At 68.9% G+C, this 26918-nt stretch carries 22 protein-coding genes and 1 riboswitch; of the genes, 7 read left to right on the top strand and 15 right to left on the bottom strand.

Annotated features, from left to right (window positions below; all coding sequences use genetic code 11):
- Positions 1 to 5 precede the first annotated feature (5 nt).
- The 3 genes from FHS44_RS37270 (at position 6) to disA (ending at position 3439) form a co-directional block, all read left to right on the top strand.
- The gene (locus tag FHS44_RS37270; RefSeq protein WP_184724604.1) at positions 6 to 848 is read left to right on the top strand and encodes a helix-turn-helix transcriptional regulator; all 843 of its coding nucleotides are present in this window, start codon (positions 6 to 8) and stop codon (positions 846 to 848) included.
- Between the two features lie 10 nt (positions 849 to 858).
- Entirely contained in the window at positions 859 to 2259 is a 1401-nt protein-coding gene (radA, locus tag FHS44_RS37265) for a DNA repair protein RadA (RefSeq protein ID WP_184724601.1), read from the top strand.
- Between the two features lie 79 nt (positions 2260 to 2338).
- The gene (disA, locus tag FHS44_RS37260) at positions 2339 to 3439 is read left to right on the top strand and encodes a DNA integrity scanning diadenylate cyclase DisA (protein WP_184724598.1); all 1101 of its coding nucleotides are present in this window, start codon (positions 2339 to 2341) and stop codon (positions 3437 to 3439) included.
- A gap of 3 nt (positions 3440 to 3442) precedes the next feature.
- Here the strand turns inward: disA and FHS44_RS37255 are convergent, their stop codons facing one another.
- A complete protein-coding gene (locus FHS44_RS37255; protein WP_184724595.1) occupies positions 3443 to 4318 on the bottom strand; it encodes an HhH-GPD family protein in 876 nt (291 codons plus the stop codon).
- A gap of 122 nt (positions 4319 to 4440) precedes the next feature.
- Between FHS44_RS37255 and FHS44_RS37250 the strand changes: the two genes are divergently transcribed.
- On the top strand, positions 4441 to 5133 hold the full coding sequence (locus FHS44_RS37250; RefSeq protein WP_184724592.1) for a hypothetical protein: 693 nt from the start codon (positions 4441 to 4443) through the stop codon (positions 5131 to 5133).
- 358 nt (positions 5134 to 5491) lie between these two features.
- Here the strand turns inward: FHS44_RS37250 and FHS44_RS37245 are convergent, their stop codons facing one another.
- The 6 genes from FHS44_RS37245 to FHS44_RS37220 form a co-directional block, all read right to left on the bottom strand.
- Positions 5492 to 6442 (bottom strand): TIM barrel protein, encoded by a 951-nt coding sequence (locus FHS44_RS37245; protein ID WP_184724589.1) that lies wholly within the window; start codon positions 6440 to 6442, stop codon positions 5492 to 5494.
- Between the two features lie 349 nt (positions 6443 to 6791).
- Complete coding sequence (locus FHS44_RS37240; protein WP_184724586.1) at positions 6792 to 9299, bottom strand: ATP-dependent Clp protease ATP-binding subunit; 2508 nt, start codon at positions 9297 to 9299, stop codon at positions 6792 to 6794.
- A gap of 265 nt (positions 9300 to 9564) precedes the next feature.
- The gene (locus FHS44_RS37235) at positions 9565 to 9897 is read right to left on the bottom strand and encodes a histone-like nucleoid-structuring protein Lsr2 (protein WP_184724583.1); all 333 of its coding nucleotides are present in this window, start codon (positions 9895 to 9897) and stop codon (positions 9565 to 9567) included.
- Between the two features lie 459 nt (positions 9898 to 10356).
- The gene (locus FHS44_RS37230; RefSeq protein WP_184724579.1) at positions 10357 to 10590 is read right to left on the bottom strand and encodes a hypothetical protein; all 234 of its coding nucleotides are present in this window, start codon (positions 10588 to 10590) and stop codon (positions 10357 to 10359) included.
- A 674-nt stretch (positions 10591 to 11264) separates the two neighbouring features.
- Positions 11265 to 12446 (bottom strand): RDD family protein, encoded by a 1182-nt coding sequence (locus FHS44_RS42600; RefSeq protein WP_184724576.1) that lies wholly within the window; start codon positions 12444 to 12446, stop codon positions 11265 to 11267.
- 246 nt (positions 12447 to 12692) lie between these two features.
- Positions 12693 to 13277 (bottom strand): amino-acid N-acetyltransferase, encoded by a 585-nt coding sequence (locus FHS44_RS37220; protein WP_184724573.1) that lies wholly within the window; start codon positions 13275 to 13277, stop codon positions 12693 to 12695.
- A gap of 335 nt (positions 13278 to 13612) precedes the next feature.
- A riboswitch (cyclic di-AMP (ydaO/yuaA leader) is annotated at positions 13613 to 13763 on the top strand.
- Positions 13764 to 13768: 5 nt separating this feature from the next.
- Here FHS44_RS37220 and FHS44_RS37215 point away from each other — a divergent pair.
- Positions 13769 to 14815, top strand: a complete 1047-nt coding sequence (locus FHS44_RS37215) for a C40 family peptidase (RefSeq protein ID WP_312863976.1) — start codon at positions 13769 to 13771, stop codon at positions 14813 to 14815.
- Between the two features lie 131 nt (positions 14816 to 14946).
- On the opposite strand, the gene FHS44_RS37210 is transcribed toward FHS44_RS37215, so the two are convergent.
- The 4 genes from FHS44_RS37210 to FHS44_RS37195 form a co-directional block, all read right to left on the bottom strand.
- On the bottom strand, positions 14947 to 15195 hold the full coding sequence (locus FHS44_RS37210) for a helix-turn-helix domain-containing protein (RefSeq protein WP_246436638.1): 249 nt from the start codon (positions 15193 to 15195) through the stop codon (positions 14947 to 14949).
- Between the two features lie 612 nt (positions 15196 to 15807).
- Positions 15808 to 17265 (bottom strand): bifunctional lysylphosphatidylglycerol synthetase/lysine--tRNA ligase LysX, encoded by a 1458-nt coding sequence (gene lysX, locus FHS44_RS37205; protein WP_221461775.1) that lies wholly within the window; start codon positions 17263 to 17265, stop codon positions 15808 to 15810.
- A gap of 95 nt (positions 17266 to 17360) precedes the next feature.
- Positions 17361 to 18143: a type III pantothenate kinase gene (locus FHS44_RS37200; RefSeq protein WP_184724565.1), complete on the bottom strand. Its 783-nt coding sequence runs from the start codon at positions 18141 to 18143 to the stop codon at positions 17361 to 17363.
- Positions 18143 to 20683, bottom strand: a complete 2541-nt coding sequence (locus FHS44_RS37195) for an L-aspartate oxidase (protein ID WP_184724562.1) — start codon at positions 20681 to 20683, stop codon at positions 18143 to 18145. The genes FHS44_RS37200 and FHS44_RS37195 overlap by 1 nt, the downstream gene beginning before the upstream one ends.
- Positions 20684 to 20862: 179 nt before the next feature.
- Here FHS44_RS37195 and FHS44_RS37190 point away from each other — a divergent pair, with 179 nt between their 5' ends.
- Positions 20863 to 21378 carry a hypothetical protein gene (locus FHS44_RS37190; RefSeq protein WP_184724560.1) on the top strand — a complete coding sequence of 172 codons (516 nt, stop codon included), beginning with the start codon at positions 20863 to 20865 and terminating at the stop codon, positions 21376 to 21378.
- An 8-nt stretch (positions 21379 to 21386) separates the two neighbouring features.
- On the opposite strand, the gene FHS44_RS37185 is transcribed toward FHS44_RS37190, so the two are convergent.
- Positions 21387 to 22187 carry an SDR family NAD(P)-dependent oxidoreductase gene (locus tag FHS44_RS37185; protein ID WP_184724557.1) on the bottom strand — a complete coding sequence of 267 codons (801 nt, stop codon included), beginning with the start codon at positions 22185 to 22187 and terminating at the stop codon, positions 21387 to 21389.
- A 76-nt stretch (positions 22188 to 22263) separates the two neighbouring features.
- Here FHS44_RS37185 and FHS44_RS42125 point away from each other — a divergent pair, with 76 nt between their 5' ends.
- Entirely contained in the window at positions 22264 to 22878 is a 615-nt protein-coding gene (locus FHS44_RS42125) for a TetR/AcrR family transcriptional regulator (RefSeq protein ID WP_312863975.1), read from the top strand.
- Between the two features lie 51 nt (positions 22879 to 22929).
- On the opposite strand, the gene FHS44_RS37175 is transcribed toward FHS44_RS42125, so the two are convergent.
- From FHS44_RS37175 to FHS44_RS37165, 3 genes are all read right to left on the bottom strand, one after another.
- Complete coding sequence (locus tag FHS44_RS37175; RefSeq protein WP_184724551.1) at positions 22930 to 23430, bottom strand: TIGR03618 family F420-dependent PPOX class oxidoreductase; 501 nt, start codon at positions 23428 to 23430, stop codon at positions 22930 to 22932.
- Between the two features lie 172 nt (positions 23431 to 23602).
- Positions 23603 to 26164, bottom strand: coding sequence for an ABC transporter permease (locus FHS44_RS37170; protein ID WP_184724549.1), 2562 nt, complete (start codon positions 26162 to 26164; stop codon positions 23603 to 23605).
- Positions 26158 to 26895 carry an ABC transporter ATP-binding protein gene (locus FHS44_RS37165; RefSeq protein ID WP_312863974.1) on the bottom strand — a complete coding sequence of 246 codons (738 nt, stop codon included), beginning with the start codon at positions 26893 to 26895 and terminating at the stop codon, positions 26158 to 26160. Before FHS44_RS37165 ends, FHS44_RS37170 begins: the two co-directional genes overlap by 7 nt.
- Between the last annotated feature and the right edge of the window lie 23 nt (positions 26896 to 26918).

Raw genomic sequence — 26918 nt, 5'->3', positions numbered from 1 at the left:
ACAGGGTGAGCGCTGACGCCCGTCGCGAGCTGGGCATCTTCCTACGGGCCCATCGGGAACGGCTGAACCCCCAGGAGATCGGCCTGAACCCCGGGGGCAGGCGCCGTACGCCCGGCCTGCGCAGGGAGGAGGTCGCCACCCTGTCCGGGGTCGGCATCGCCTGGTACACCTGGCTCGAACAGGGCCGCGTCTCCGCCTCCCGCCAGGTCATCGAGTCCATCGCCAGGACCCTGCGGCTCGACGGCGAGGGCCTGCGCCACGTGCTGTCGCTCTCCGGGCTCGCCGCGCCCAAACTCCCCGCCGACCCCGGTCTCGCCGCGCGCATCCGTCCCGTCCTGGACAGTTGGCCGTTCTCGCCCGCCCTGCTGCTCGACCGGCACTTCGACATGCTGGCCTGGAACGACGCCTACGCCGCCCTGTGGGGCGACCCCGGGCTGGTCCCCGCGGAACGCCGCAACCTCATGTGGGTCATGGCCAACGACCCCCACGCCAGGAGGCTGGTGCTCGACTGGGAACCGCTGGCGATGACCGTCTTCCAGCAGTTCCGCCGCCAGGCCGGGCCGTACCTCGACGACGTCCGCACCGGGGAGATCTACGCCCTGCTCGAACAGGACCGCCCCGACCTGACCCACTGGTGGCAGTGCCCCTCGGTCGCCGCGCTGACCACCAGGGACGTCGTGGTCGAGGGACCGATCACGTTGATCTTCTCCCTCTTCCGGCCCGCCGAGGAGCCCGACGCGCTGATCCTGCTGCAGACCCCGCGCGAGGAGGCAGACCGCCTGCTCATGGCCGGTCTCGTCACCCGCACCCTGCCCGCGACGGGTGAAGTTGTCGGTCGGGACCGGTAACGTCGCGGCCATGGCAAAGAGGGTCGGCTATCGCTGTGGTGAGTGCGGTTGGCAGACCGCCAAGTGGGTCGGTCGCTGTGGCGAGTGCCAGGCCTGGGGCACGGTCGAGGAGGAGAGCGCGCGCGGCGGCGTCAACGTGGCCACCGCGGGTGCCGTCACCTCCCCCGCCGTCCCGATCGGCCAGGTCAAGGCCGAGGTCGCCCAGGCCCGCACTACCGGGGTCGGCGAGCTCGACCGGGTGCTCGGCGGCGGCCTGGTCCCCGGCGCGGTCGTGCTGCTGGCCGGAGAGCCCGGCATCGGCAAGTCCACCCTGCTCCTTGAGGCGGCCTCCAAGATCGCACGCCAGCAGACCGTCCTCTACATCACGGGTGAGGAGTCGGCCTCCCAGGTGCGGCTCAGGGCCGACCGCATCGGCGCCATCCAGGACCGCCTCTACCTCGCGGCCGAGACCGACCTGGCCGCGCTGGTCGCCCACGTGGAGAAGGTCCAGCCCGACATGCTCATCGTCGACTCGGTCCAGACGATCGGCTCGACCATGGCCACCGGCGTCCCCGGCGGCGTCACCCAGGTCAGAGAGGTCGCGGGAAACGTGATCAGACTGGCCAAGGAGCGCGGCATGTCCACGGTCCTGGTCGGCCACGTCACCAAGGAGGGCTCCATCGCGGGCCCCAGGACCCTTGAGCACCTCGTCGACGTCGTGCTCCACTTCGAGGGCGACCGCCACTCCCGGCTCCGCATGGTCCGCGCGATCAAGAACCGCTACGGCCCCGTCGACGAGGTCGGCTGCTTCGACCTGCACGAGAACGGCATCGAGGGCATCGCCGACGCCAGCGGCCTGTTCGTCTCCCACCGCAACGACCCGGTCCCCGGCACCTGCGTGACCGTCACCCTTGAGGGCACCCGCCCACTTCCCGCCGAGGTCCAGGCCCTGGTCGCGCGCACCGAGGCCCAGCAGCCGCGCCGCTCCTCCTCCGGCCTCGACACCTACCGCGTGACGATGGTCCTCGCCGTGCTCGAACGACGGCTCAACGCCAAACTCGGCGGCTGCGACGTGTTCACCGCGACCGTCGGCGGCATCAAGCTCAGCGACCCCGCGATCGACCTGTCGGTGATGCTCGCCGTCGCCAGCGCCGCGGGTGACAAGCCCCTGCCCCGCGGCCTGGTCGTGCTGGGTGAGGTCGGTCTCGCCGGTGAGCTCCGCCCGGTCCGTGACGTACGGCGCCGCCTGTCCGAGGCTGCCAGGCTCGGCTTCACCCGCGCCCTGGTCCCCGCCGGTTCCCTCGACGCGGGCAAAAGGCGCGACAGCGACCACACCCTCGTCCCGGTCGGTGGCCGCGGCACATCCTTCATGCCAGGTTTCGACGTCGTAGAAGCGGAAAACGTCTGGGACGCCCTTACCCATGTCACTTGACGGAGGCGATCCGGTGATTCCGGACTTGGCCGGACCTTCGCCGGTAAGCTAGGCGTTATACGCGGACCACGGGGGTCATGTGGCAGCCACCTACAGAGGACTCGACGAACAAGGACTCGACGAACGCCGTAGAAGTGTCCTGGCCGCGGTGGCGCCGGGCACCGCGTTGCGTGACGGCCTGGAGCGCATCCTTCGCGGCCACACCGGCGGCCTCATCGTGCTGGGCTACGACACCACTGTCGAGTCGATCTGCAGCGGCGGGTTCGAACTGGACGTCGAGTTCTCCGCGACCCGGCTGCGCGAGCTGGCCAAGATGGACGGCGCCATCGTGCTGAACTCCGGCGATCACAAGATCGTCCGAGCTGCGGTGCACCTGATGCCCGATCCGTCCATCCCCACCGACGAGTCAGGCACCCGGCACCGTACGGCCCAGCGCGTCGCCGTGCAGACGTCCCTTCCCGTGATCTCCCTCAGCAAGTCAATGCGGATCATCGCCCTCTACCTCGGCGGCATCCGTCACGTGCTTGAGGAGTCCGCGGTGATCCTGTCGAAGGCCAACCAGGCGCTGGCCACGCTGGAGCGCTACAAACTCCGCCTCGACGAGGTCTCCGGCACGCTGTCCGCCCTGGAGATCGAGGACCTGGTGACCGTCCGCGACGTGGCCGTGGTCGCCCAGCGCCTGGAGATGGTCAGACGCATCTCCGACGAGATCGCCGGCTACGTCGTCGAGCTCGGCACCGACGGACGCCTGCTCTCCCTGCAGTTCAACGAGCTGGTCGCCGGGACCGAGAGCGACCGCGAGCTGATCGTCCGCGACTACCTGCCCACCTCGACCCGCCGTCCGCGCCGCTTCGCCGACGCCCTGCACGAGCTCGACCAGCTCTCCTCTGACGCCCTGCTCGACCTGACGGCCGTCGCGCACGTGCTCGGCCAGTCGGGCACCGACGCCCTGGAGAGCCCGGTCAGCCCTCGTGGCTACCGCCTGCTGGCCAAGGTGCCCCGCCTGCCCGCCACGGTCGTCGACCGCCTGGTCGACCAGTTCGGCAGCCTGCAGAAGCTCCTGGCCGCCAGCATCGGCGATCTGCAGGAGGTCGGCGGCGTCGGCGAGGCCAGAGCCCGCCACATCCGCGAGGGCCTGTCCCGCCTCGCCGAGTCCTCCATCCTCGAACGCTACGTCTGACCCTCAGGCGGGCAGCTGATAGGTCCCGTCGTCGAGAACCTCCGCCAGCCCGTCGGCGACCAGACCGTCCAACGCGCGTTCCCGCTGGAGGGCGTCGTCCCAGACCACGTCGAGGGCGTCCTTGGGGACGGGGCCGTGGGCCTGCCGGAGCACGGCCAGCAGCCTTCCCCGGCACTGCCGGTCCGTACCCGCGTAGGTCTGTCCCTTGCGCGCCGGTCCCTCGTAGGGCGGTTTGCCCGCCAGCCGCCAGGCGCACAGGCCGACGATCGGGCAGTCGGCGCAGCGGGGGGCGCGAGCCGTACAGACCAGGGCTCCGAGTTCCATCACGGCCACCGCCCAGACCGGGGCGTCCGCTTCCCCGGGCAGCAGCGAGGCGGCGAGTTTGCGCTCGGCGGGCGTGGTGGCCTTCGGGGGATACTCCTCCCCCGTCACGGCCCGCGCGAGGACCCTGCGCACATTGGTGTCCAGTACGGCGTGCCGCCCCCGGAAGGCGAAACTGGCCACCGCGGCGGCGGTGTACTCCCCGATGCCGGGCAGCGTCAGCAGGGTCGCGTGGTCGGAGGGCACCTCACCGTCGTGCTCGTCGGTGATCGCCCTGGCGCACGCGTGCAGGTTGAGCGCACGACGCGGATAACCAAGCCGCCCCCAGTGCCGTACGGCCTCGCCGGGCGGCTCCTTGGCCAGGGCCGCGGGCGTCGGCCAGCGCTCCATCCACTCCGTCCAGATGGGGAGCACCCGGACCACCGGGGTCTGCTGCAACATGATCTCGCTGACCAGGATCGACCAGGGAGAGGCGTCCTCGGTCCGCCACGGCAGGTCACGCGCGTTGTCGGCATACCAGGAGAGGACAGGCTCCAACAGGAGGTTCGACTCGGGCACTCTCCGACGATAGTGCCGTTCCGGACGTGCTTCACCGCCTTCGCCCGGCTCCGTCCACCGAAACGACGACCGGAGCGGCGGGTCGCCCCTCACGGTCCGCGGAGAGTCACCATACTGTGCGTATGGATCCGGACACTTTCCGTAGCGACATAGGAGTGGACGTCTACTGGCGGCGGCGGATGGCCGCGCTCGTCGGTGTGCTCATGGTGGTCGCCGCGGTGGCGTGGGCCTGCTCCGCGAGCGGACAGGACGACGACCACCGCGCGAACGGCACGGCCACCGGCTCCCCGTCGCCGGATCCGATCCTGGCGCTTCTCCCCGCGGTGACGATCACTCCGACACCGTCCGCCCCCGGGTCCCCCGAGCCTTCCCCGGCGCCGAAGGCAGCCGCGAAGGAACGGCCCAAGGTCGTCGTCAGGCGCCCCGGCCAGACCTGCGACCCGTCCGACCTGGTCCTGGACATGCGGGGACGGAGCGAGGTCTACGCCGGGGGCAACCGGCCCCAGTTCATCGTCACGCTGGTGAACACCAGCGAGGTGATGTGCACCGCCGACGTCGGAGCGCGGGCGCTTGAGGTCCGCATCACCTCCGGCGACGACCGCATCTGGTCGTCCGCCGACTGCGTCAGCGGGGAGATCCAGGAGATCTACCGCCTCGACCGGGGCATTCCGTACGTCCGGCAGATCGAGTGGGACCGCCACCGCTCCGGCGGTGACTGCTCAGCCCAGCGCGCCACCGCCAAGGCCGGAACCTACGTGGCCGTGGTCCGCACCCCCGACCTCAAGAGCCACAAAGCCGTCTTCCACCTCCGCTGACCCACCCGGCCTCCCCCCGCGCCCCCTCCACGCTTTTCCAGGCTTTCTGTGTACCGATTTCCCGCAGATACACATCATGGATTCCCGCCCCCCATCCCCCGATTTCCCCGCCTTTGCCCTGCCCCAGAAAAGAACCCCGGCCCTGAGCTGGGAGCACGAAAGACCCCGGCCCACTCGCTGATGTCCGAAGTGAAGAGTTTGGTTTTGGGGTACCGGTGCCGGGAGTGAAGAGTTTCGGCTTGGGCGCCGTCGGTGCTTGGACTGAGGAGAGAGGGAGCGAAGCGGACGAACGACGAGGGGAAGCACCGACCCGCAGGCGCACAAGCCCGCGCCGCCGCCAGGCGGCGCAAAGCAAGCGCTACGCAGCCAGCGTCAGTCCCAAAGCCGTCAAGTTGCTCCTGGCCCAGTCGAGTTCCGCGGCGAGCATGTTGACCAGGGCTCCCGGTCCCTTCGCCCGCAGCGGTACGGCCAGGCCGTGGGTCTCGACCTCGATGTGGGCCGTGCCGTTCACCGCGCCGGAGAGCATGGCCGTGAGGGTGTCCTCAAGCACCGGGCGGGTGCTGGGGAGTTCCTGGCAGGCGTCGCCGAAGTGGTTGTGGACGTGGCCGAGCTTGACGACGGGGGCACCGGCGGCGGCCAGACCGCGCAGGGCGTCCTCGGGCTCCTCCGCGCCGCCCGCGAGATGGCAGGCGTCGAGGCAGACGCCGAGGTGCTCGGAGTCGATGTCGCTGACGCGTTCGAGGGCCTGCTTGGTGGTCTCCAGCACGCAGCCGGGCCAGGGCTCGAAGCCGACCCTGATGGTTTTGCCGGTGACGCTGTAGAGGCCGCGCAGTTCGCGGGAGAGCCTTTCGAGGCGACGGGCCGCAATAGCGTGCAGGTCGGCGGGCCAGTCGCGGCGCCAGCCGATGGGAATGGTGGAGATGCTGCCGAACTGGACGTCGTCGGGCAGCAGGAAGGCCAGGATCCTGGACAGCGCCATCGTGTAGCGGTAGCGCTCCGGCTTGGCCCAGTCGGGGCCGGGGCTCTCCTGGTTGCGGCCACCGGTGCCGTTGAGGCTGACGACCTCCAGGCCGCGCTCCTCAAGGGAGCGGCGCAGGCGGACCAGTTCGATCCGGTCGGCGATGAGGTGGTCGGCGACGCTGGGAGAGAGCCAGAGACCGACACCCATCCGCCTGACGCCGAGACGCTTGCGCACCGGGACCGCGTATCTGGTCAGGTGGGCGATCAGGTTCTCCAGGTCCTCAGCGGGATGGACGCCCGCGTTGTAGGACAGGTGAACGAGAGTCCCGTCCTGGTGTCGCAAACGCATCCGGTGCCTCCAAGGCGTGTGGTGCTTTCGGTCAGGTGGTCTCGGAACCCGGCCTGGTGCGCCGAGCATCCCGCGCGGGCACCGGTTGCCGCGTCACCTGCACAGGTGATTCGCCGGTACGCCGTGCGGCTGACCCCGGGAGGTGGCCTCGCCGCGGAAAGCACGATGTTGTGGGCTCACGTCGTGAGCCTGTCAGGCTCACTCTACAGAGTGTAGTACTACCTTTGGTGGTGGGACACCTCCTTGCGTAACAAATGAGCAGACCCCGCCGTGATGTCTCACGACGGGGCCTGCTTCTGTTCTCTGACCTGCCGGTCCTTCGGGGAACGAGCCCCGGGGACCGTCCGGCCTAGTGCTGGATCGGCTCCGCGATGGCGGCGGCCGAGTCCGGGACGCGATCCGCGGGCGCGGCCTCACCGACGAAGGTGAAGGTGGCGTTGTCGCCCTCGCCCTCGATGCCGATCTTGACGATCTGGCCGGGCCGGATCTCGCCGTACAGGATCTTCTCCGACAGCGTGTCCTCCAGCTCGCGCTGGATCGTACGGCGCAGCGGACGGGCACCCATCACCGGGTCGTAACCGCGGTCGGCCAGCAGCTGCTTGGCCTCGTCGGAGACCTCAAGGCCCATGTCGCGGTCCTTCAGGCGCAGCGCCACCTGGGCGAGCATCAGATCGACGATCTTGATGATCTCCTTCGGCGTGAGCTGGTGGAAGACCACGATGTCGTCGACACGGTTGAGGAACTCGGGGCGGAAGTGCTGCTTGAGCTCCTCCTGCACCTTGGCCTTCATCCGGTCGTAGTTGGACTCGTTGTCGTTGGCCTTGGCGAACCCGACCCCGATGCCCTTGGAGATGTCACGGGTACCGAGGTTGGTCGTCATGATGATGACGGTGTTCTTGAAGTCGACAACGCGGCCCTGGGCGTCGGTCAGGCGACCGTCCTCCAGGATCTGCAGCAGCGAGTTGAAGATGTCCGGGTGCGCCTTCTCGATCTCGTCGAAGAGGACCACGGAGAACGGCTTGCGCCGCACCTTCTCGGTGAGCTGGCCGCCCTCCTCGTATCCGACGTAGCCGGGAGGCGAGCCGAACAGCCTGGAGACGGTGTGCTTCTCCATGAACTCGGACATGTCCAGCATGATCAGCGCGTCCTCGTCCCCGAAGAGGAACTCGGCGAGCGACTTGGACAGCTCGGTCTTACCGACACCGGAGGGACCGGCGAAGATGAACGAACCGCCCGGACGGCGCGGGTCCTTCAGACCGGCGCGGGTACGGCGGATCGAGCGGGACAGACCCTTGATGGCGTCGTCCTGACCGATGATCCGCTTGTGCAGCTCGTCCTCCATGCGGAGCAGTCGCTGGGACTCCTCCTCGGTGAGCTTGAAGACCGGGATGCCGGTGGCGGTGGCCAGGACCTCGGCGATGAGCTCCTCGGTGACCTCGGCCACGACGTCCATGTCGCCGGCCTTCCACTCCTTCTCACGGCGTTCCCGCTTGAGCTGGAGCTGCTTCTCCTGGTCGCGCAGCGCCGCGGCCTTCTCGAAGTCCTGCGCGTCGATCGCGGACTCCTTGTCGCGCCGCACGTTGGCGATCTTCTCGTCGTACTCACGCAGGTCCGGCGGCGCGGTCATGCGGCGGATGCGCATGCGCGAGCCGGCCTCGTCGATGAGGTCGATCGCCTTGTCCGGCAGGAACCGGTCGCTGATGTAGCGGTCGGCGAGCTGCGCGGCGGCGACCAGGGCGCCGTCGGTGATGGAGACCCGGTGGTGGGCCTCGTAACGGTCGCGCAGGCCCTTGAGGATCTCGATCGTGTGGCTGAGGCTGGGCTCGGCCACCTGGATCGGCTGGAAGCGGCGCTCAAGCGCGGCGTCCTTCTCCAGGTGCTTGCGGTACTCGTCGAGCGTGGTCGCGCCGATGGTCTGCAGCTCACCACGGGCCAGCATCGGCTTGAGGATGCTGGCGGCGTCGATCGCGCCCTCGGCGGCGCCCGCGCCGACGAGCGTGTGCAGCTCGTCGATGAACAGGATGATGTCGCCGCGGGTGCGGATCTCCTTGAGCACCTTCTTCAGGCGCTCCTCGAAGTCACCGCGGTAGCGCGAGCCCGCGACCAGGGCGCCCAGGTCGAGGGTGTAGAGCTGCTTGTCCTTGAGCGTCTCGGGAACCTCGCCCTTGACGATCTTCTGCGACAGGCCCTCGACGACGGCGGTCTTGCCGACGCCGGGCTCGCCGACCAGGACGGGGTTGTTCTTGGTCCTGCGGGACAGGACCTGCATGACCCGCTCGATCTCCTTGTCCCGGCCGATGACCGGGTCGAGCTTGCCCTCGCGGGCGGCCTGGGTCAGGTTGCGGCCGAACTGGTCCAGCACAAGGGAGGTCGACGGCGCCGTCTCCTGCGGACCGCCAGAGGCGGCCGGCTCCTTGCCCTGGTAACCGTGGAGCAACTGGATGACCTGCTGCCTGACGCGGTTGAGATCCGCGCCCAGCTTCACCAGCACCTGGGCCGCGACGCCCTCGCCCTCACGGATGAGGCCGAGCAGGATGTGCTCGGTGCCGATGTAGTTGTGCCCCAGTTGCAAGGCCTCACGGAGCGACAGCTCAAGGACCTTCTTCGCCCGCGGGGTGAAGGGAATGTGCCCCGACGGCGCAGACTGCCCCTGGCCGATGATCTCCTCGACCTGCTGACGCACACCTTCAAGACTGATGCCGAGGCTCTCCAGAGCCTTGGCGGCAACGCCTTCACCTTCATGGATCAAGCCAAGAAGAATGTGCTCCGTACCGATGTAGTTGTGGTTGAGCATCCGGGCCTCTTCTTGGGCCAGGACGACAACCCGCCGTGCGCGGTCGGTGAACCTCTCGAACATCTCGTCGCTCCTCACAGAGCGGTCAGGCAGGTCCGGGATATCCGGGCCCTGTCATCCCGCATGGTAGCCCCGACCCGGCGACCGCTCTACGCAGAAGACGTTCCCCGAGAGCAGGGCGTTCACCCTCCATCCAACTACTTGCGGGGGGTGCGATGTTCCCGATACGCCGCAAGCGAACGACGTTTATCGGCCGCTCAAACGCGTCATGCGGTCATGGCCGCCACCGGACCCCACCGTGGCCGCCATAACCGCATGATTCAACGATCTAGTGAGCCGCTTCGTACTGCTCGACGATCTTCGAGGCGATTCGGCCGCGCTCGCTGACGTTGAGGCCGTGGGACTTGGCCCACGCCCGGATGTCCGCGCTCTTCTCTCTGGTGAGTGCCCGGGTGCCACCGGCACGACGACGGCGAGGAGCCAGAGCACCGGAGCGACGCGCGCTCTGCACGAAAGGCGACAGGGAGTCGCGGAGCTTCTTCGCGTTTACGTCGCTGAGGTCAATCTCATAGCTGGTGCCGTCAATCGCGAAGGCGACGGTCTCATTGGCCTCGCCCCCATCGAGGTCGTCGATGAGTATCTCCTGGATCTGCTTGGCCATCTACGCAATCCTTTCGCGGAGTATTGTTTCATTCGCTAGCTAAACATATACCCGCAATCGGAGAGCGGCAATTCCAGGAGCCCGGCGATTCTCGTCGCCCCGCGGCCCCGGGGAGTGATCAACCGTTCTGCGACTCGGCCTGATCGCGTCGTTTTGCCGGGCGACGGCCGACGGCTTCACTCCGAAGAACCTTGACAACTCCGTAGATGAAGGCCCCGCCGACGACCACCGGGGGTATCAACGCGGACAATACCTCGTTCATTCGTCCTCGCTCCGCACCGTGGGTAACTTTCGGGGACCATGGAAATTTTGCCTGCGACAACCCGGGCCACGCTGGGAGGACGCGCTCGATCGGTCCGGATCCGTCCACAGATGACCATAGCGTCACCTGCGGTCGGGGGGTGTCACTGGGGCAGACAGACCTGCCGCTCACTACCTTAATGCTTCTCTCCAGCCGTCTTACCGGTTGCGCTCCGTAAAGCCGGAGGGAAAAACCGGCAGGGCGATCTTGTGATGATCACTCCACCGGAAAACCAATGTGGTCCCTGCTCGGCGGCTACGGAGCTGTACGGCCTCCTGCCCGCGAAGCCCCTGGTGAGGGGTCTGGAAGAGAAGATCGGACAGACTGTCGGCGAAGCCGGAGATCATGTCTGGCGGGTTCACCGCCGACAATGCCCCCAGCGCGAAGAACACCCATATGGATAGTTGCCCTCTTCATGTTGCGGGAGGCCGTGGTGCGACTCCGCTGACAGAAGAAGACGGATCTTCCTTGTTTTCTTACCAAGAGTACGTCCTTGTCTGGCATCTAGGACATAGTCGTAGACCTTATAACCACCAAACAGGAGCGGACTCCGTAACAACCACGTGACACCGGGACGTCCCCGACGCCATCGCTAAGAAGCCGGGGGAAGGGCGAGACAATCCCTGCGGCGACACGAACGGGGACACGAAGTCGGCACCGTCCGGGAGGACGTCCTCCCCCGATCGTGGTTCATTCGGCGGGCCGGGCGCGAACTGCCCTCGGCGGGCGTTCTCCCTTTGGGGTCCCATAAGGCCGCGTGGACGGCTGTCCAAAGACAGCGTGGCGTAGTTGTTCTTAGGGCGGTACGGCCCGCTCCCCTTGGGGGCTGGTCCGCCGTGACGTCCGTGGTGCCCGGCGTTTGTCGTCGCCGGAGGCGGGTGGACGGCCATAACGCTCCTCGTGCCGCCGCGAATGGGTTTGCGCTTCCATCGCGTCCGGACGGGTCCTCGTTACCGGGTACGCCGTCCAACGTGTTTCCCGGCACGGGCGAAGGTTTCCCGGCACGCGCGAAGGCGGACACGAAAAGGGACCGGCGGGTTGAACCGCCGGCCCCTTTTTCCCGCGACTACTTGGTCTTGACGACCACCGTCGCGGCTGCCTTGTCGTGCAGGCACTGCTTGAGGGGCTTGTCCCACAGCTGCCAGAGCACGTTCACCAGGGTGAAGATGTTCAGCACGATTCCAAGGATCGGAATGCCGCTCAGCGCGTAGGGGCCGTAGGAGACACCCGCCCGCTTGATGGCGACGTCGGGGGAAAGACCGCCCTGCAGGGTGCCCCCCACGGGAACGACCTTGATGCCCATGACCATCTTGCCGACGGTCTGACCGTTCTGCCGCAGCATCAGGAACTCATACGCGACGTAGATCAGGCCGGCGACGATGGTGGTCAGGAAGCTCGCCAGAACGTAACCCGAGGGCTGGGTGACGACCCCGGAGTTGAGGTCGAAACCGCCGCTGGTGACCAGGATCGCCGTCAGCACGAGGCTGATGATCACCGTGGGGATCGCCATGATGATGCCGTCGATCAACCTCGCCACCAGACGCTGCCACCACTCGGCCAGCGGGGCGGGGGCGCCGGGGGGTGTGGCCCCCTGCGGCCCGTAGCCCTGGCCGTAGGCGGGCACCTGGGCGCCGTAACCGGGCTGCTGGCCGTAGCCCTGCTGACCGTAGTCGGGCTGGCCGTAGGACGGCTGTGCGGCCTGCTGGCCGTACCCCGCCTGCTGGCCGTAGTCGTTCTGACCGTAGCTCGGCTGGGCGGCCTGCTGGCCGTAGCCCTGCTGCTGGCCGTACTGCTGCTGACCGTAGCCCTGCTGCTGACCGTAGTCAGACTGGCCGTAGCCCTGCTGGGAGGCCTGCTGGCCGTAGTCGGGCTGCCCGTAGGAGCCCGTCCCGCCCTGCTGGCCGTAACCCTGCTGGGAAGCCTGCTGACCGTAGCCCTGCTGCTGGCCGTAGTCAGACTGGCCGTAGCCCGGCTGCGCGGCCTGCTGGCCGTAGCCCTGCTGCTGGCCGTAGTCGGGCTGGCCGTAGTCGGGCTGGCCGTAGGAGCCGGTGCCCCCCTGCTGGCCGTAGCCGGGCTGGGAGGCCTGCTGGCCGTAGCCCTGCTGCTGGCCGTACTGCTGCTGCTGACCGTAGTCAGACTGCCCGTAGGAGGGCTGCTGGCCGTAGGCGCCTGTGCCGCCCTGGCCGTAGCCGGGCTGGGTCTGCCCAGGTCCGGTGTTCGGCTGTGAGGCCTCCGATCGATATCCCACGACTGTCACATCGGGATCGAGTTCTCCAGGGGCTCGACCCGCGTTCTGTCCGTATTGCGGATGCCCCGACGGTGTGCGGTCGCGCTCGGGATCATCCTGCGGATACGGTGGCTGTCCGGTGCTCACCGCGTCACCTCACTTCGACTGCGCATGTGGCACATGTCAGACTCACATGCTTGCTGGTGCACAACGTATCGACATAGGTAACAACAGTCACCTTTCCGATCAGTCAGCACCGCAGTCAGCTCAGTCGCCCCGCGGTGTCAGATGGAGCAGCATGCGGGTGTTTCCCAAGGTGTTCGGCTTGACGTGCTCCAGATCAAGGAACTCTGCCACACCTTCGTCATAGGAGGCGAGAAGTTCCGCGTAGACCTCGGGAGAGACGGGCGTGCCCTGGATCTCCCTGAATCCGTGTCTCGCGAAGAAATTGATCTCGAAGGTGAGACAGAAGACCCTGCGCAGCCCGAGATCCCCCGCGGTGCGGATGAGGCTGGAGACAATCCGGTGGCCGATGCCCAGGCCCCGGCAGGCGGGATCGACGGCGACCGTGCGGATCTCGGCCAGGTCCTCCCACAGGACGTGCAGCGCGCCGCAGCCGACGATCTCCCCTCCCAGGTCGGCCACCCAGAACTCCTGGATGTCCTCGTAGAGGGTGACGGTCGCCTTCTCCAGCAGGCGCGGCCCCGCCCCGGCGTAGGTGTCGACCAGGCGGCGGATGGCGCGGACGTCCGGCGTCCTGGCGCGGCGCACGGTGACCTCGGCCGTGACATCGACGGGGGCGTCCTCGGGAACCTCGGCGAGGTCAGGGGACTGCTGCGCAACCTGCTCCATGACTGATCAGAGTACGTCCTCGTCACCGCTCGTTTACGGCCCGCCCTTAACTCGACCACGGGGTTCACCAGATGACCGTCGGCACCTCTACCACGGCGGGAACGGCACCCCGGGAACCCCGGCGTAGTCGATCTTTCACAGGAGCGCGGACCTGCGAAGACCTCCCCTTCGGCGGTCGGGAAAGAAGGATGACCAGCGTGACACATATGTCGATCATGAAATGGCGTGACCTGCCCGTGACATTTCAGTTGCGAAAGCTCTACCGACTTCGCAGTTCTGGTTGAGCATGAACCGCCAATTGCACTAATGTCCGTCCTCGATGTCAGCACCCGTAAAGTGCTGCGCCGCCGAATCCCCGACTCGGGGAACCGGGGACCCACCCTCCAGCCGTCCCCCGGGGTGAATCCGAAGTGCCACCGGCGCTCCGGTAGGGCTGCCTCGGCCCGAACCCGTCAGCTAACCCGGTAGGCGGCCGAGAGAGGAGCCTGTTGGTGAAGCGCACGCGCAACCGTGGGAGAGAGAGTGCGGGCAGGAACGCCCGCCATCGAGAACACCGGGTGCGCAGGCCGCCACACAAGGTGGTGATCGCCGGGCTCGCCTTCGCCGCCCTGCTCCTCGGCACCCCCTTCACCGCGACCGCCGAGCCGAAGCCGAGCCTGCAGGAGCTCGCCAAGCAGGCCGAGAAGCTGCACACCGAGATCGAGACGCTCAGCGAGCAGTACAACGGCGGGCGGGTCAAGCTCAAGCAGGCGCAGCGCGCCGCGGAGAGCGCGAAGAAGACCCTCGCCGTCAGCGAGTCACAGCTCGCCGAGCGGCGCACGAAGGCCACCCTGCTCGCCCAGAGCACCTACATGGCCGGTGGGCTCGCCTCGGCGCTCGCCTTCACCCAGTCGTCCAACCCCGACACCTTCCTCGACCAGGCCACCACGAACTACGCGCTCCAGCAGCAGCAGAGCGAGGAGGTGGCGCAGGTCAGCAAGGCGATCGAGACCGCGCAGCGCGCGCAGGCCAGCGCCAAGGCCCGCACCGACGAGGTCAAGGACCTGCTGGCCGACCTCGGCGACCGCCGTACCAAGATCGAGCGTCTGGTGAAGCGGGTCGAGAGCGACCTGTTCACCGAGGTGCGCTCGCAGGCCGGACGCAACCGGGGCAGCCGGGTCAGGGTCAACGTGCCGATCATGGGCAGCGGCAAGGCCGCGGAGGCCGCCCGCTGGGCCCTCACCCAGCAGCTCAAGCCGTACGTGTGGGGAGCCGAGGGCCCCAACTCCTTCGACTGCTCCGGGCTGGTGATGTGGGCCTACCAGAAGGTCGGCATCAGCCTGCCGCACTACACCGGCGACCAGTGGACGGCGGGCACCCACGTCTCCAGGAGCGAGCTGCGCCCCGGGGACCTCGTCTTCTTCTACGGGGACCTGCACCACGTCGGGATCTACATCGGCGCGGGCCTCATGGTCCACGCGCCGCAGACCGGTGACGTCATCCACATCGCGCCGATCGACAACCGCCCCTTCGCGGGCGGGGTGCGCATCGCCGACTGAGCCGCCGACCGCCCGAATCCCCAGTCGATGACTGGGGAAAGGGCGGACCCGCTTCGTGTACGGCCACAGCGGCCCCTCAGCGGGCTCCTGCCGTCCGCGGAGACCGGGGACGGCATCGGGTAAGGCTCGCCTCAGATGAGGCGTCTGCGGGCTGCCCAGGCGACGGCCTCGATGGCCGTCGCGACGCCGATGCGGTCGCAGATCCCGCGCAGCCTGCGGCGGACCGTCCTGCCGCTGATGTCGAGGCGGCGTCCGACCCGGTCGACCGTGACGCCCTTGGCCAGCTCCGCCAGCAGCACGAGGTCCTCGTCTTTGAGGCCGATCTCGCCCATGCCCAGGAGGCTGTCGCCGCGACGGGAATCCACTTCGGGATATGCCATCTGGAGTCGCTCCCCCCGCACCTGCTAATCGAGGCGTGAGTTGTCTGGAATCAGTGTCGCCCGTCAGGAACGGTAAACGGCTTGTTCAAAGGTCGTCAAGTTCCACTCTTCATAGAGGTAGCACGCGCTGTTGACATAGTGGGCGCTACGTGAAGTACTCATGATATGTCGGCGCCTTTATGGTTAAGTCACGGACAAGCCAGGGCCCGCTACCGAGGGCACCCGCCGCCGACCAGGTCCTCGTAGAACAAGGTTTCGCCAGGGCCCCGCCGGGGCCGGGAGCGTCGTGCGCCAGCCGTACGGCTGCGCCCTATATGTGAATTTAGTCGGAAAAAGCCGACTTCTTCCGTATGTCGCGCGGGACGGCGCCCTACCCCTTGACGTGACGGAGGGAAACCCCCCGCAATGGGAGGATGGCCTACCCCAGATTTGCGTCATTCGGCACAAATCTGGCGTAACCCTCCGTTCATCTGGCCGTATCGAACACGCTGGAAATAGAGTTTCCGGCTTTCGTTTGGCCCCAATCAGAACACAGGCCGCACGAGACCGGGCCCGCCGCCCGGCCTACCGTGAGGAGGCCGGGCGACGGGCCCGGACGCGGTGCTCGTAAGGTCAGCCCGTGGGCTTGACCAGCGGGAACAGGATGGTCTCGCGGATGTTCTTACCGGTGAAGGCCATGATCAGACGGTCCACGCCGACCCCGACGCCACCGGTCGGCGGCATGGCGTACTCAAGGGCGGTGAGGAAGTCCTCGTCGAGCTGCATGGCCTCGGGGTCGCCACCCGCCGCGAGCAGGGACTGCTCGGTGAGGCGGCGGCGCTGCTCGATCGGGTCGCTCAGCTCCGAGTAACCGGTGCCCAGCTCGGTGCCGAACCCGATCAGGTCCCACTTCTCGGTCAGCAGCGGGTTGTCACGGTGCGTCCTGGCCAGCGGGGAGGTCTCCAGCGGGTAGTCCATGACGAACGTGGGCTGGACGAGGGTGTGCTCGACGAGCTCCTCGAACAGCTCCTGCACGAGCTTGCCCTGACCCCACTTGGCGTCCCAGTGGACGTCGTGCGCGTCGGCGAGCTTGCGGACCTGGTCGAGCGGGGTCTCGGTCGTGATCTCCTCGCCGAGCGCCGTCGAGACCGAGCCGTAGACCGTCACCCTCGGCCACACCGGCAGCCCCAGGTCGATCTCCTGGCCCTCGTGGACCACCACGGAGTGCCCCAGGGCTGCCACGACCGCCTTCTGGATCATCCGCTGGGTCAGGTCCGCGATCCCGTTGTAGTCGAGATAGGTGCCGTAGGCCTCCATCATCGTGAACTCGGGGTTGTGGGTGGCGTCCGCGCCCTCGTTGCGGAAGTTGCGGTTGATCTCGAAGACCTTCTCGATGCCGCCCACCACGAGCCGCTTGAGGTAGAGCTCGATCGCGATGCGGAGGTAGAGCTCCATGTCGTAGGCGTTGATGTGGGTCTTGAACGGCCTGGCCGCCGCCCCGCCGTGGATCGGCTGGAGCATCGGCGTCTCGACCTCCAGGAACCCCTCCTCGTGCCAGAAGTCACGGATGGACCGCACGACCGCGCTGCGGGTGTAGGCCATCGTGCGCGCCTCGTCGTTGACGATGAGGTCCACGTAGCGCTGACGGACCCGCGCCTCGGGGTCGGTGAGCCCGGCGTGCTTGTCCGGCAGCGGACGCAGGCACTTGGAGGTGATCGCCCAGCTTTCGGCAAGGATCGACAGCTCGCCCCTGCGGGAGGTGATGACCTCGCCCTCGACGCCGATCTGGTCGCCGAGGTCGACGTCGCGCTTCCACGCCGCCAGGGACTCCTCGCCGACCCGGTCCAGGGAGATCATGACCTGGAGGTCGGCGGAGCCGTCACGGATCGTGGCGAAGCAGAGCTTGCCGCCCGTGCGCGACAGCATGACCCGCCCGGTGACGCCAACCCTGTCGCCGGTCGCGGTGTCGGCCTCAAGACCGGCGTATTTCTCGCGGATCTCACCGTTGGTCGCGGTGCGCGGGAAGTTCACCGGGTACGGCTCGACGCCCTCCGAGCGGAGACGGTCGAGCTTCTCCCGGCGCACGCGCATCTGCTCCGGCAGATCGTCGGCTGGGGTGGTCACTTCATCGGTCACAGGACAAGGTTACCGATGTCCGGCAGGGCGTTCTTCGCCGTGACGGGGGCCTACGGGGTGTTGCGGTGGTAGATGAGCCGCAGGCCGATGAGCGTGAGCCACGGCTCGTGCACGTCGACCGAGCGCGCCTCGCTCACCACCAGGGGCGCCGCGCTGCCGGTGGCGACCACGGTGACCTCGTCGGGGTCCTCGGCGAGCTCGGCCGCCATCCGCTCGACGATGCCGTCCACCTGCCCGGCGAAGCCGTAGATGATGCCCGCCTGCAGCGCCTCGACCGTGTTCTTGGCGATCACCGAGCGGGGCCGGATCAGCTCGACCTTGTGCAGTTGTGCCCCGGCCGCGGCCAGCGCGTCCACCGAGATCTCGATCCCGGGAGCGGTGACCGCGCCGACGTACTCGCCCTTGGCCGAGACCGCGTCGAAGGAGGTGGCCGTGCCGAAGTCGACGATGACGCACGGCCCGCCGTACAGCTGGATGGCGGCCAGGGCGTTGACGATCCGGTCGCTGCCGACCTCCTTCGGGTTGTCCATCCTGACCGGGACCCCGGTGCGGATGCCCGGCTCGACGATCACGGCGGTGACGTCGCCGTAGTAGCGGCGGCACATCTCCCGCATCTCGTTGAGCACGGACGGCACGGTCGAGCAGAGCACGATGCCGTCGACGTCGGTCCCCTTGAGCAACGGCGACTGCCCCAGCAGCCCCTGCAGCACGACCGCGATCTCGTCGGCGGTGCGCCGGGCGTCGGTGGCGATGCGCCAGTGCTCGATGACCTCCTCGCCCTCGAACAGGCCGAGGACGGTGTGGGTGTTCCCGACATCTATGGCGAGCAGCATCAGTTCCCCCGAAGGTCCAAGGCGATGTCAAGGGCCGGCGCCGAGTGGGTCAGCGCGCCAACCGCAAGATAGTCAACCCCTGTTTCGGCCACGTCACGAGCCGATTCCAAGGTCAACCCGCCACTGGACTCAAGCCTCGCCCTGCCCGCGACCAGCCGTACGGCCCGCGAGAGCTCCTCGACGGTGAAGTTGTCCAGCAGGATCTCCTGGGCCCCCTCCGCGAGGACCGGCTCGATCTGGTCGATCCTGTCCACCTCGACCTCGATCGGCAGCCCGGGGAAGGCGTCCCTGACCGCGCGGAAGGCCTCGGCGACCCCGCCCGCGGCGACCACGTGGTTGTCCTTGATCAACGCGGCGTCCGAGAGGGACATGCGGTGGTTGACGCCGCCGCCGCAGCGCACCGCGTACTTCTCCAGCGCCCGCAGGCCGGGAAGCGTCTTGCGGCTGTCCCTGATCCGCGCGCCCGTGCCCTCGACGGCCCGCACCCACCGGTTGGTCAGGGTGGCCACGCCGGACAGGTGGGTGAGCAGGTTGAGCGCCGTACGCTCGGCCGTCAGCAGGTCGCGGGCCGGACCCGAGACCGTCATCAGCACGTCGCCCCGCGACACGTGCTCGCCGTCCTTGACCACGCGCTCGACCGTCAGCCGCCCCCCGCCGACGCGGGAGAAGACGCCCTCGGCCACGGCCAGCCCGGCGACGACGCCATCGGCCCTGGCGACCACGTCAGCGGTCGCGGACAGCCCCTCGGGGATCGTGGCGAGGCTGGTGACGTCCCCCGCCTCCTGGACGTCCTCGGCCACGGCGACCTCGATCAGCGCCGCGATCTCGGCCGGTTCGACGCCCGCCTCGACCAGGTCCGCCTCGACCCTCGGCGGCAGCGCGTCCGCTTCCCGTCCGTGCGGCACGTATGTCATGGTCGTTCCCTCCGCTGTCAGGGTCACGTCGAGGTGCCCGAGCCACCACTCATCGTTCCGTCCCGCGAAGTCCTCACGCCAGTGCGACCCGCGGGTCTCCTCCCGGTCGCGGGCCGCGGCGACCAGCGCGGAGGCGACCGTCAGCAGGTTCGTGGTCTCCCACGACTCCGTGCACGGCTCGACCGCCACCGGGGTCCACCGGACGCTCAGCAGCGCCTTGGCGACCTCGCCCAGCGAGGCGGCGCCGCGCAGCACCCCGGCGCCCCTGCTCATGTGCCCCTGGATCCTGGGCCTGGCCCTGGGGTCGATCAGCCCGGCCTGGCGTCCGTCCTCGACCGGCTCACCGGGCGCGGGCCGTACGGCGTGCTCGGCGTGGATGTCGTCGGCGATGCGGCGGGCGAAGACCAGCCCTTCGAGCAGCGAGTTGGAGGCCAGCCTGTTGGCGCCGTGCACCCCGGTGCAGGCCACCTCGCCGCACGCATAAAGTCCCGGCACGCTGGTACGGCCCCGCAGATCGGTCCTGACGCCGCCGCTGGCGTAGTGGGAGGCCGGGGCGACGGGGATGAGCTGGGTGACCGGGTCGATCCCGTGCTCAAGACAGACCGCGTGGATCGTCGGGAAGCGGGTGCGCCACTTCTCCTCGCCGAAGTGCCTGGCGTCGAGATACATGTGCTCTGTGCCGGTCTCGCGCATCCGTCGCGTGATGGCCTTGGCCACGACGTCGCGGGGCGCCAGGTCGGCCAGCTCGTGGACGTCCTTCATGAAGCGGTCGCCCTCGGCGTCGACCAGTACGGCGCCCTCGCCCCTGACCGCCTCGGAGACCAACGGCTGCTGGCCGGTCGAGTCTCCGCCGAGCCAGAGCACGGTCGGGTGGAACTGGACGAACTCCAGGTCCCTGACCACGGCTCCGGCCCGCAGCGCGAGCGCGACGCCGTCCCCGGTCGAGACGACGGGGTTGGTGGTCGCGGCGTAGACCTGGCCCATGCCGCCGGTGGCGAGCACCACGGCCCCGGCCCTGACCGCGCCGACGCCGTCGCGTTCGCCCTCGCCCATGACGTGCAGGGTCACCCCGGCCGCCCGGCCCTCGGCGTCCTTGAGCAGGTCGAGCACCAGGGCGTGTTCGATCACCTGGATCGACGACTCGCCGACGGCCTTGACCAGCGCCCGCTGCACCTCGGCCCCGGTGGCGTCGCCGCCCGCGTGCACGATGCGGTCGCGCCGGTGGCCGCCCTCCCTGGTGAGCTGCAGCTCGCCCGCGGCGTCGGTGTCGAACCTGGCGCCGGTCGCGATCAGCTCGCGCAGCGCGCCGGGACCCTCGGTGACCAGGACGCGCACCGCCTCCTCGTCGCACAGGCCGACCCCGGCGACGAGGGTGTCCGACAGGTGTTCCTCGGGGGTGTCGGCCGGGTCGAGCACGGCGGCGATGCCGCCCTGGGCCCAGCGCGTCGAACCCGAGGAGAGCACGTCCTTGGTGACGACCAGGACCTTCGCGCCGGGGTCGAGGACGGTGTAGCGCAGCGCGAGGGTGAGCCCCGCGACGCCTGAGCCGACCACGACGACGTCGGCCTCGACCGTCCAGCCCGGTGGGGGCGCGGTCAACTTCAGGGGAATGGCCGGGATCGTCACTGCCGCCTCCTTGTGGGGATCGCTAGAGGCATCTCTATTTCGTCAATGTGACGATAACGCCCTCCCGTAAACCCTTGTTCCCCGGGTCCCCTTTTTCGGTCGTCCCCAGTTCCTCGGAAGCGTGGCGAAATAGGATCTATGACCTTCGACCACTTCACGGATGGAGGTGGGCGACCCTGATGCGGCGTCCTGGCACCCTGGCCGCGTGGTGTTCGACCGTCGCCGTCATCGCCGCGTGCGTGACGGGCTGCTCGGCCGTACCTCGCGAGACCGGCGCACCGATGCCCGAGCTGACGCGGGACATGGCGGAGGCGACGCTCGGGAAGGTCGTGAACGGGGTCTCCGAGAGCGGTGTCACCGGTTTCTGTTCGAGACATGTGCGCAGCGCCGGAAGCTGCGCGATGCTCCTCGACGACGCTCTCAAGCGGTGCCTGCTGCCCGGTGGCAGACCCCGGGTGGAGCGCGCCGCGCGCATCCCCCAGAAAGGGAAGTCGGAAGGAGGATGGCTGCTCGAACTCCACGGCCGGACGGCGGACGGCCAGCCGTACGTCTCGGAGTTCTTCGTGGTCCGACCGGCGGGCGAGCCTCCCCAGGCGGCCTTCGGCGTCTACTGGGCGGGGCTCGGGCTCGCGGGATCACCGTTCGGGCCGGGCAACACGAAGATCCCGCGGCACGCCTGCCCATCCTCGTCGTAGTCGCCCACTCAGTCGGGCGGGAGCATGGCGCGGCGGGTTGGGGCGGCTGGGGACTGGGTGGTCATGCCGCCGTCCACGACGAGGAGTTGGCCGGTGAGGTAGCGCGACTCGTCGGAGGCCAGGAAGACCATGACGTGGCCGATGTCCTCCGGGGTGCCGAGGTAGGGCAGGGCGTTGATCCGCTTGAGGTCGTCCACGACGTTCTGCGGAAGGTTGTCCAGCAGGGCCGGGGTGGCCACGGCGCCGGGCGCCACGGCGTTGCAGCGCACGCGGTGCGGGCCGTACTGCACGGCGATCGACTTGGTGAGGTTGATCACGGCGGCCTTGACCGCGCCGTAGGAGATCTGCAGGACGTCGCCGACCAGTCCGGCCACCGAGGCGGTGTTGACGATCGAGCCGCCCCCGGCCTCGATCATGTGGGGAAGGGCGTACCGGCAGCCGAGCAGGGTGCTGCGCACGTTGAGGGCCACGGCCCTGTCGAACTCGGCCATGTCCAGCCGCAGCAGGTCCAGGTCAGCACGTGGGTCGGTGCCGCCGACGTGGTTGCAGAGCACGTCCAGGCGGCCGAACTCCTCGACCGTCGCGCCCACCATGGCGGCCACGGAGCCCTCGTCCATGACGTCGACCGTCACCGCGAGCGCGCCGCCTCCGGCCGCTTCGATCATGTCGGCCGTCTCCCTGGCGGCCTGGCCCTCGCGGTCGGCCACGGCGACCCGGGCACCCTGCGCGGCCATCAGCAGCGCGGCGGCGCGGCCGATGCCGCTGCCCGCCCCGGTGATCAGCGCGACCTTCTCCTTCAGGCGGTCCATCGCCCTCCCCCATCGCTATGTCAACAGTGATGACATACTGTATGTCACTTATATCCCCTTAAAAGGTGGTTTAGCGGTGAGTGCGCAGAGTGGTGGTCCGGCGCGGCGCCGGTCGGCCGTGGCGACCCGGGAGGCCATCGCCGAGGCGGCACGGGCGCTCTTCACCGCCGACGGCTTCGAGGCGGTCGGCATCCGGGCCATCGCCGCCCGCGCCGGGGTGGACGCGGCGCTGGTCATCCGCTACTTCGGGTCCAAGGAGCGCCTGTTCCTGGACGTCATGACCGTCGATCTCCCGGTGGCCACGGTCATGGAGGGGCCGCTTGAGAACCTCGGCCGCGCCCTGGTCGAGCACGTGCTTGACCTGTCCTCGTCCACCTCAGGCGCCCTGGCGGTGACCTCGCTTTCGGCGCTTTTCCACGCCTCAGATCGGGAACCGGTCAGGCGGACCCTGCGCGAGACCGTCGAGCGGGCCTTCGCCGTACCCCTGACAGGACGCCTGCGCGGCGACGACGCCGAACTCCGCGCCCACCTGGTCGCCGCCCAGATCGGCGGCCTCCTCACCTCCCTGCACGTGGTCAGAGACCCGGTCCTCACCGAAGCCCCCCGCCCAACCCTCATCTCCTGGTACGGCCCGGCCATCCAACACCTCATCGACGGCCGATTTGACCCTGACGCCCAGGTCAGGCCTTAGCGTCGCGTCCACTCACCCACGAACAGACCATGGGCGGCACCGGGATCGGCCCTACCGGTCCTCGGCGGGGATGTCCAGGGCGGTGCCGTACAGGCGTGAGACCCGCAGTCTGATCACCACGCGTTGTTCCCTCACCGCCTGCCTGAGGAACGCCTCCTCCTGCGCCGGGTCGTCGAAGCCCGGGGTGAGAGCCAGGAGTTCCCTACCGGTCGCGTCTCCGGGCGTGGTCGTCACCTCCGACACCTCCGCTTCGCCCTCGGCGACGGCGAACGACCAGACGTCCGGCCCGTTCACGTGCAGAGCGAGGCGGGGGTTGTCGCGTACCTGACGTGCCTTGAGGCGGTCGTTCGTCGTGGAGATCCGTACGACTCGCTCGTCGGGATCCCAGTGGTAGAGGACGGTGGACAGATGGGGGTGGCCACTGCGCTTGACCGTCGCCAGCACGCCGAACTGCTGCTCGCCGAGCAGGCTCACCAGTTCCTGGTCGGCGAGGACGCGCGGCGCGGGGCCGGAGACCTGCTCGTTCTCGTTCGTGGCGGTCAGCTCGGTCATTGAACCAGTCCTTGTCTGCGCTGTGTTCCATGTCACGGAGCGGTGTGCGACATGGCCATCTCCTGCTCCGAAAGAGACCGTAGCAGATAGATCCGTTACAGACTATATTTTGTTGACCTGACTGCCGCCATCAGCCGCTGGTCATCCTGTTGGGGTCTCTCAAAGTGTGAGGTCAGGTGCGGATTTGGGTGGCTGGGTGGCCTTGTAGGGCGGTTCGGGTGGGGGTGAGGGTGGCGGCGTAAGCCAGGGTCAGGGTGATTGTGGCTATTGCGGCGTATGTCAGGTATGGCACGTGCGGCAGTGGCGATCCCGTGACGCCGTAGCTCAGTGCCATCAGGGTCGGGGCCGTGATCAGGGTTCCCGTGACGATCGCGAGGCCGCCGACCAGGAGTGCCTCCCAGCGGACCATGCCGCGCACCTGGCGCCGGGTCCCCCCGACCAGGCGGAGCAGCGCGAACTCCCGTACCCGGGCACCGGTGGCCGTCACCAGCGTGTTGACCACCGAGATCGCGATGAACACGATGATCAACCCGACCAGCAGGAGGTTGGCCCAGTCGCTGAACTCCTGGGCGGTGTTGGCCGCGACGCCCACGTCGTCCCGGTCGAGAACGGTAAGACCGGGGGCCAGGGCGGCGAGCCGCTCCTTGAGATCCAGGCCCGTGCCACCAGAACCCGAGCCGCCAGTAGCCGAGCTTCCGACGCCCGAAGCACCAGTGGCAAGGCCACCAGAACCCGCGCCAACCGTGACATAGAGGCGTTCGGCCAAGCCGGTCGCCGAGTGGTCGCGGACCACCGAGTACGGCAGGGCCACATCTCCGTAGCCCAGGCCCCGTTCGTAGACCGCCACGACGGTTCGGGTGACGCGGGTGCCGTCGCCGAGGCGCAGGCGGATCTTCTGGCCGACCGTGGCGCCGAAGCTGCCGGCGGCGAGCCTGCTCAGGGCTACGCCATCGTCGCGCAGCCGGTCAAGGGAGCCGGAGGTGACGCCGAGGTCGATGCCGTGGGCCGGGACGGTCAGGCCGATCGCCTCCATCGGCATCAGGATGGGGTCGCCCAGTTCGACCGTGTCGCCGAGCACCTTGCTCCTGATCGTCTCGGTGACGCCCGTGACGCCGGGCAGGTCGCGGGCGGCCCCGGCGACCTCGGGAGGCAGGCCGGGGCTCGCCTCCAGCACGTAGTCGGCGCGGTTGCCCTCAAGCGTCTGGGTGGTGGTCGCGTGTCCCAGCGTGGACTGGGCGAACAGGGTGGTCGAGGTGAAGGCGAACATCAGGATGAGCGGGGTGGCGACCGAGGCCAGCCGCTTGGCGGCCGTCCTGGTGTTGGCGACGGCCAGATAGCCGCCGACCGGTGAGGTCCGCCCGACCAGTCCACCCGCCAGACCTGCGGCGAGCCGTACCAGCCAGGGGCCGAGGAGGGCGGCGGCGGTGACGAGCAGGAGCACGATCGCGCTGGCGCTCATCGCTGCCGTCTCCCCCGCCACGACCATGGACAGGCCGGAGGTGGCCACGCCCAGGGCGAGGAAGACCAGTCCGGTGATCATGCGACCCCGGCCGAGCCCCTCGCGTTCGACCATGGCCTCCCCGAGGGCCTCGGTCGGCTTGATGCGAGCGGCCCGCCGTACGGCAGTGCGGGCGGCCAGCCAGGCGGTGAGCAGGCCGACGGCGGCGGCGCCGAGCAGCGGGAAGGGGCCGATGACCGGGGCGAAACCCTCGGGCACCATGCCACGGGCGCGGAACTGGCCGAACATCCACGTCCCAAGCACGGCCCCCAGCGGCAGCGCGGGCACCACGGCCAGGGCCGCGACGACCAGCGCCTGCCTGCCGATCATGGCGCGTACCTGCCCGGGAGTGGCGCCGACCGCTCTGAGCAGGGCGATCTCCCGGTCGCGCTGCCGTACGGCCAGGCCGAAGGCACCCGAGACCACCAGCACCGCGATCATGACCACGATGGAGATGAGGCTGGCGCCGATCGCGATGAGGGCCTCCCTGCCCTCGTGCGCCGAAGGGCTCTCGGCAAGGCCGCGCTGGTCGCCGGAGTAGACGGTCACGGAGTCGCCAAGCGCCTTTTCGACCCGTTCCGCCAGGCCGTCGCCGTCGCCGAAGACCCCGAACGCCGACACCTTCCCCGGCCTGGCGAACAGTTCCCCGGCGCGTTCCGCGGTGAAGAACACCGACGGCTGCCGGGCGAGACCGGGTCCCGCGACGCCGGTCACGACGTATTCGCGAAGGCCGTCCCTGCCGGTGACGCGGATCTTCTCGCCGACCTTCCCGCCGAGCGTGGCGTCGGTGACGACCTCTCCCGCCGCCGCGGGCGCGCGTCCCTTGACCAGCCGGTACGGCGTGAGCCCCGCGGACTCCCAGGAACGGCCGACCACCCGGCCCCCTGAGCCCGTCAGGCCTGAGCCCGTCAGGCCGATCGGGAAGGCCGTCTCGGGCACGACCTTCGTGACGCCGGGCACCCTGGTGATCTTCTCGGCGAGGGTCGCGGGGATCGCGACCGGCTCGGGGAGCGACTGTCCTGGATCGGTATCGTCCCCGACGAGGGTGACCCGCTGCTGTCCGGCCACCACGACCGGGGCGGCGCCGTACCGTTCGGCCGGGATTCGGGCGCGGATTCCGCTCTCCAGGAGCAGGCCGCACGAGGCGACCAGGGCTACCGCGAACATCAGCGCGAGGAACGAGCCGACGAGGGAGACCATGCGGCCACGCGAGGTGGCGAAGGCGAGTCTCAGCACGGTACGGCCCTCGGGCGGCCGAGTGCGGTCATGCGCTGGGCGATGGCGTTCGGGCCCGCGCCGTACACCTCGTCGACGAGCATGCCCTGGGCGAGGAACAGCACCCGGTCGGCGTAGGAGGCGGCGAGCGGGTCGTGGGTGACCATGACCACGGTCTGGCCGGTGCTGTTGACCACCTGGCGGAGCAGGGTGAGCACCTCGGCGGCGGTCTGGGTGTCGAGCGCGCCCGTCGGCTCGTCGGCGAAGACGACCTCGGGCCTGGTGACCAGGGCGCGGGCGATGGCCACCCGCTGCTGCTGGCCGCCGGAGAGCTGGGAGGGGCGGTGCCCGGCGCGGTCGCCGAGCCCGACGCGTCCGAGCACCTCGGCCACCCAGGCGTGGTCGGGCCTGGTGCCCGCGAGCCTGAACGGCAGCAGGACGTTGTCGGTCACGGTGAGCGAGGGGATCAGGTTGAACGCCTGGAAGACGAACCCCGCTTTGTCCCTGCGCAGCTCGGTGAGCTGGGTCTCGTTCATCCGCGACAGCTCGACGTCGCCGATGTGGACGGTGCCCGAGGTGGGGGTGTCCAGCCCCGCGGCACAGTGCAGGAAGGTGCTCTTGCCCGAGCCCGACGGCCCCATGACGGCGGTGAAGCCACCCTGGGGCAGATCGACCGTGACGCCGCGTAGCGCGTGCACCTTCCTGCCGTACGTCTTGGTCACCGCGTTGAGGCGCACCGCGTGCGTCGCCACCTGTCGTCCCCCGTCTTCGAATT

It is taken from the genome of Streptosporangium saharense (genome assembly GCF_014203715.1).
Classification (GTDB): domain Bacteria; phylum Actinomycetota; class Actinomycetes; order Streptosporangiales; family Streptosporangiaceae; genus Streptosporangium; species Streptosporangium saharense.
The sequence above is the reverse complement of the archived record's forward strand: the minus strand, read 5'-3'. Positions and strand labels throughout refer to the sequence as shown.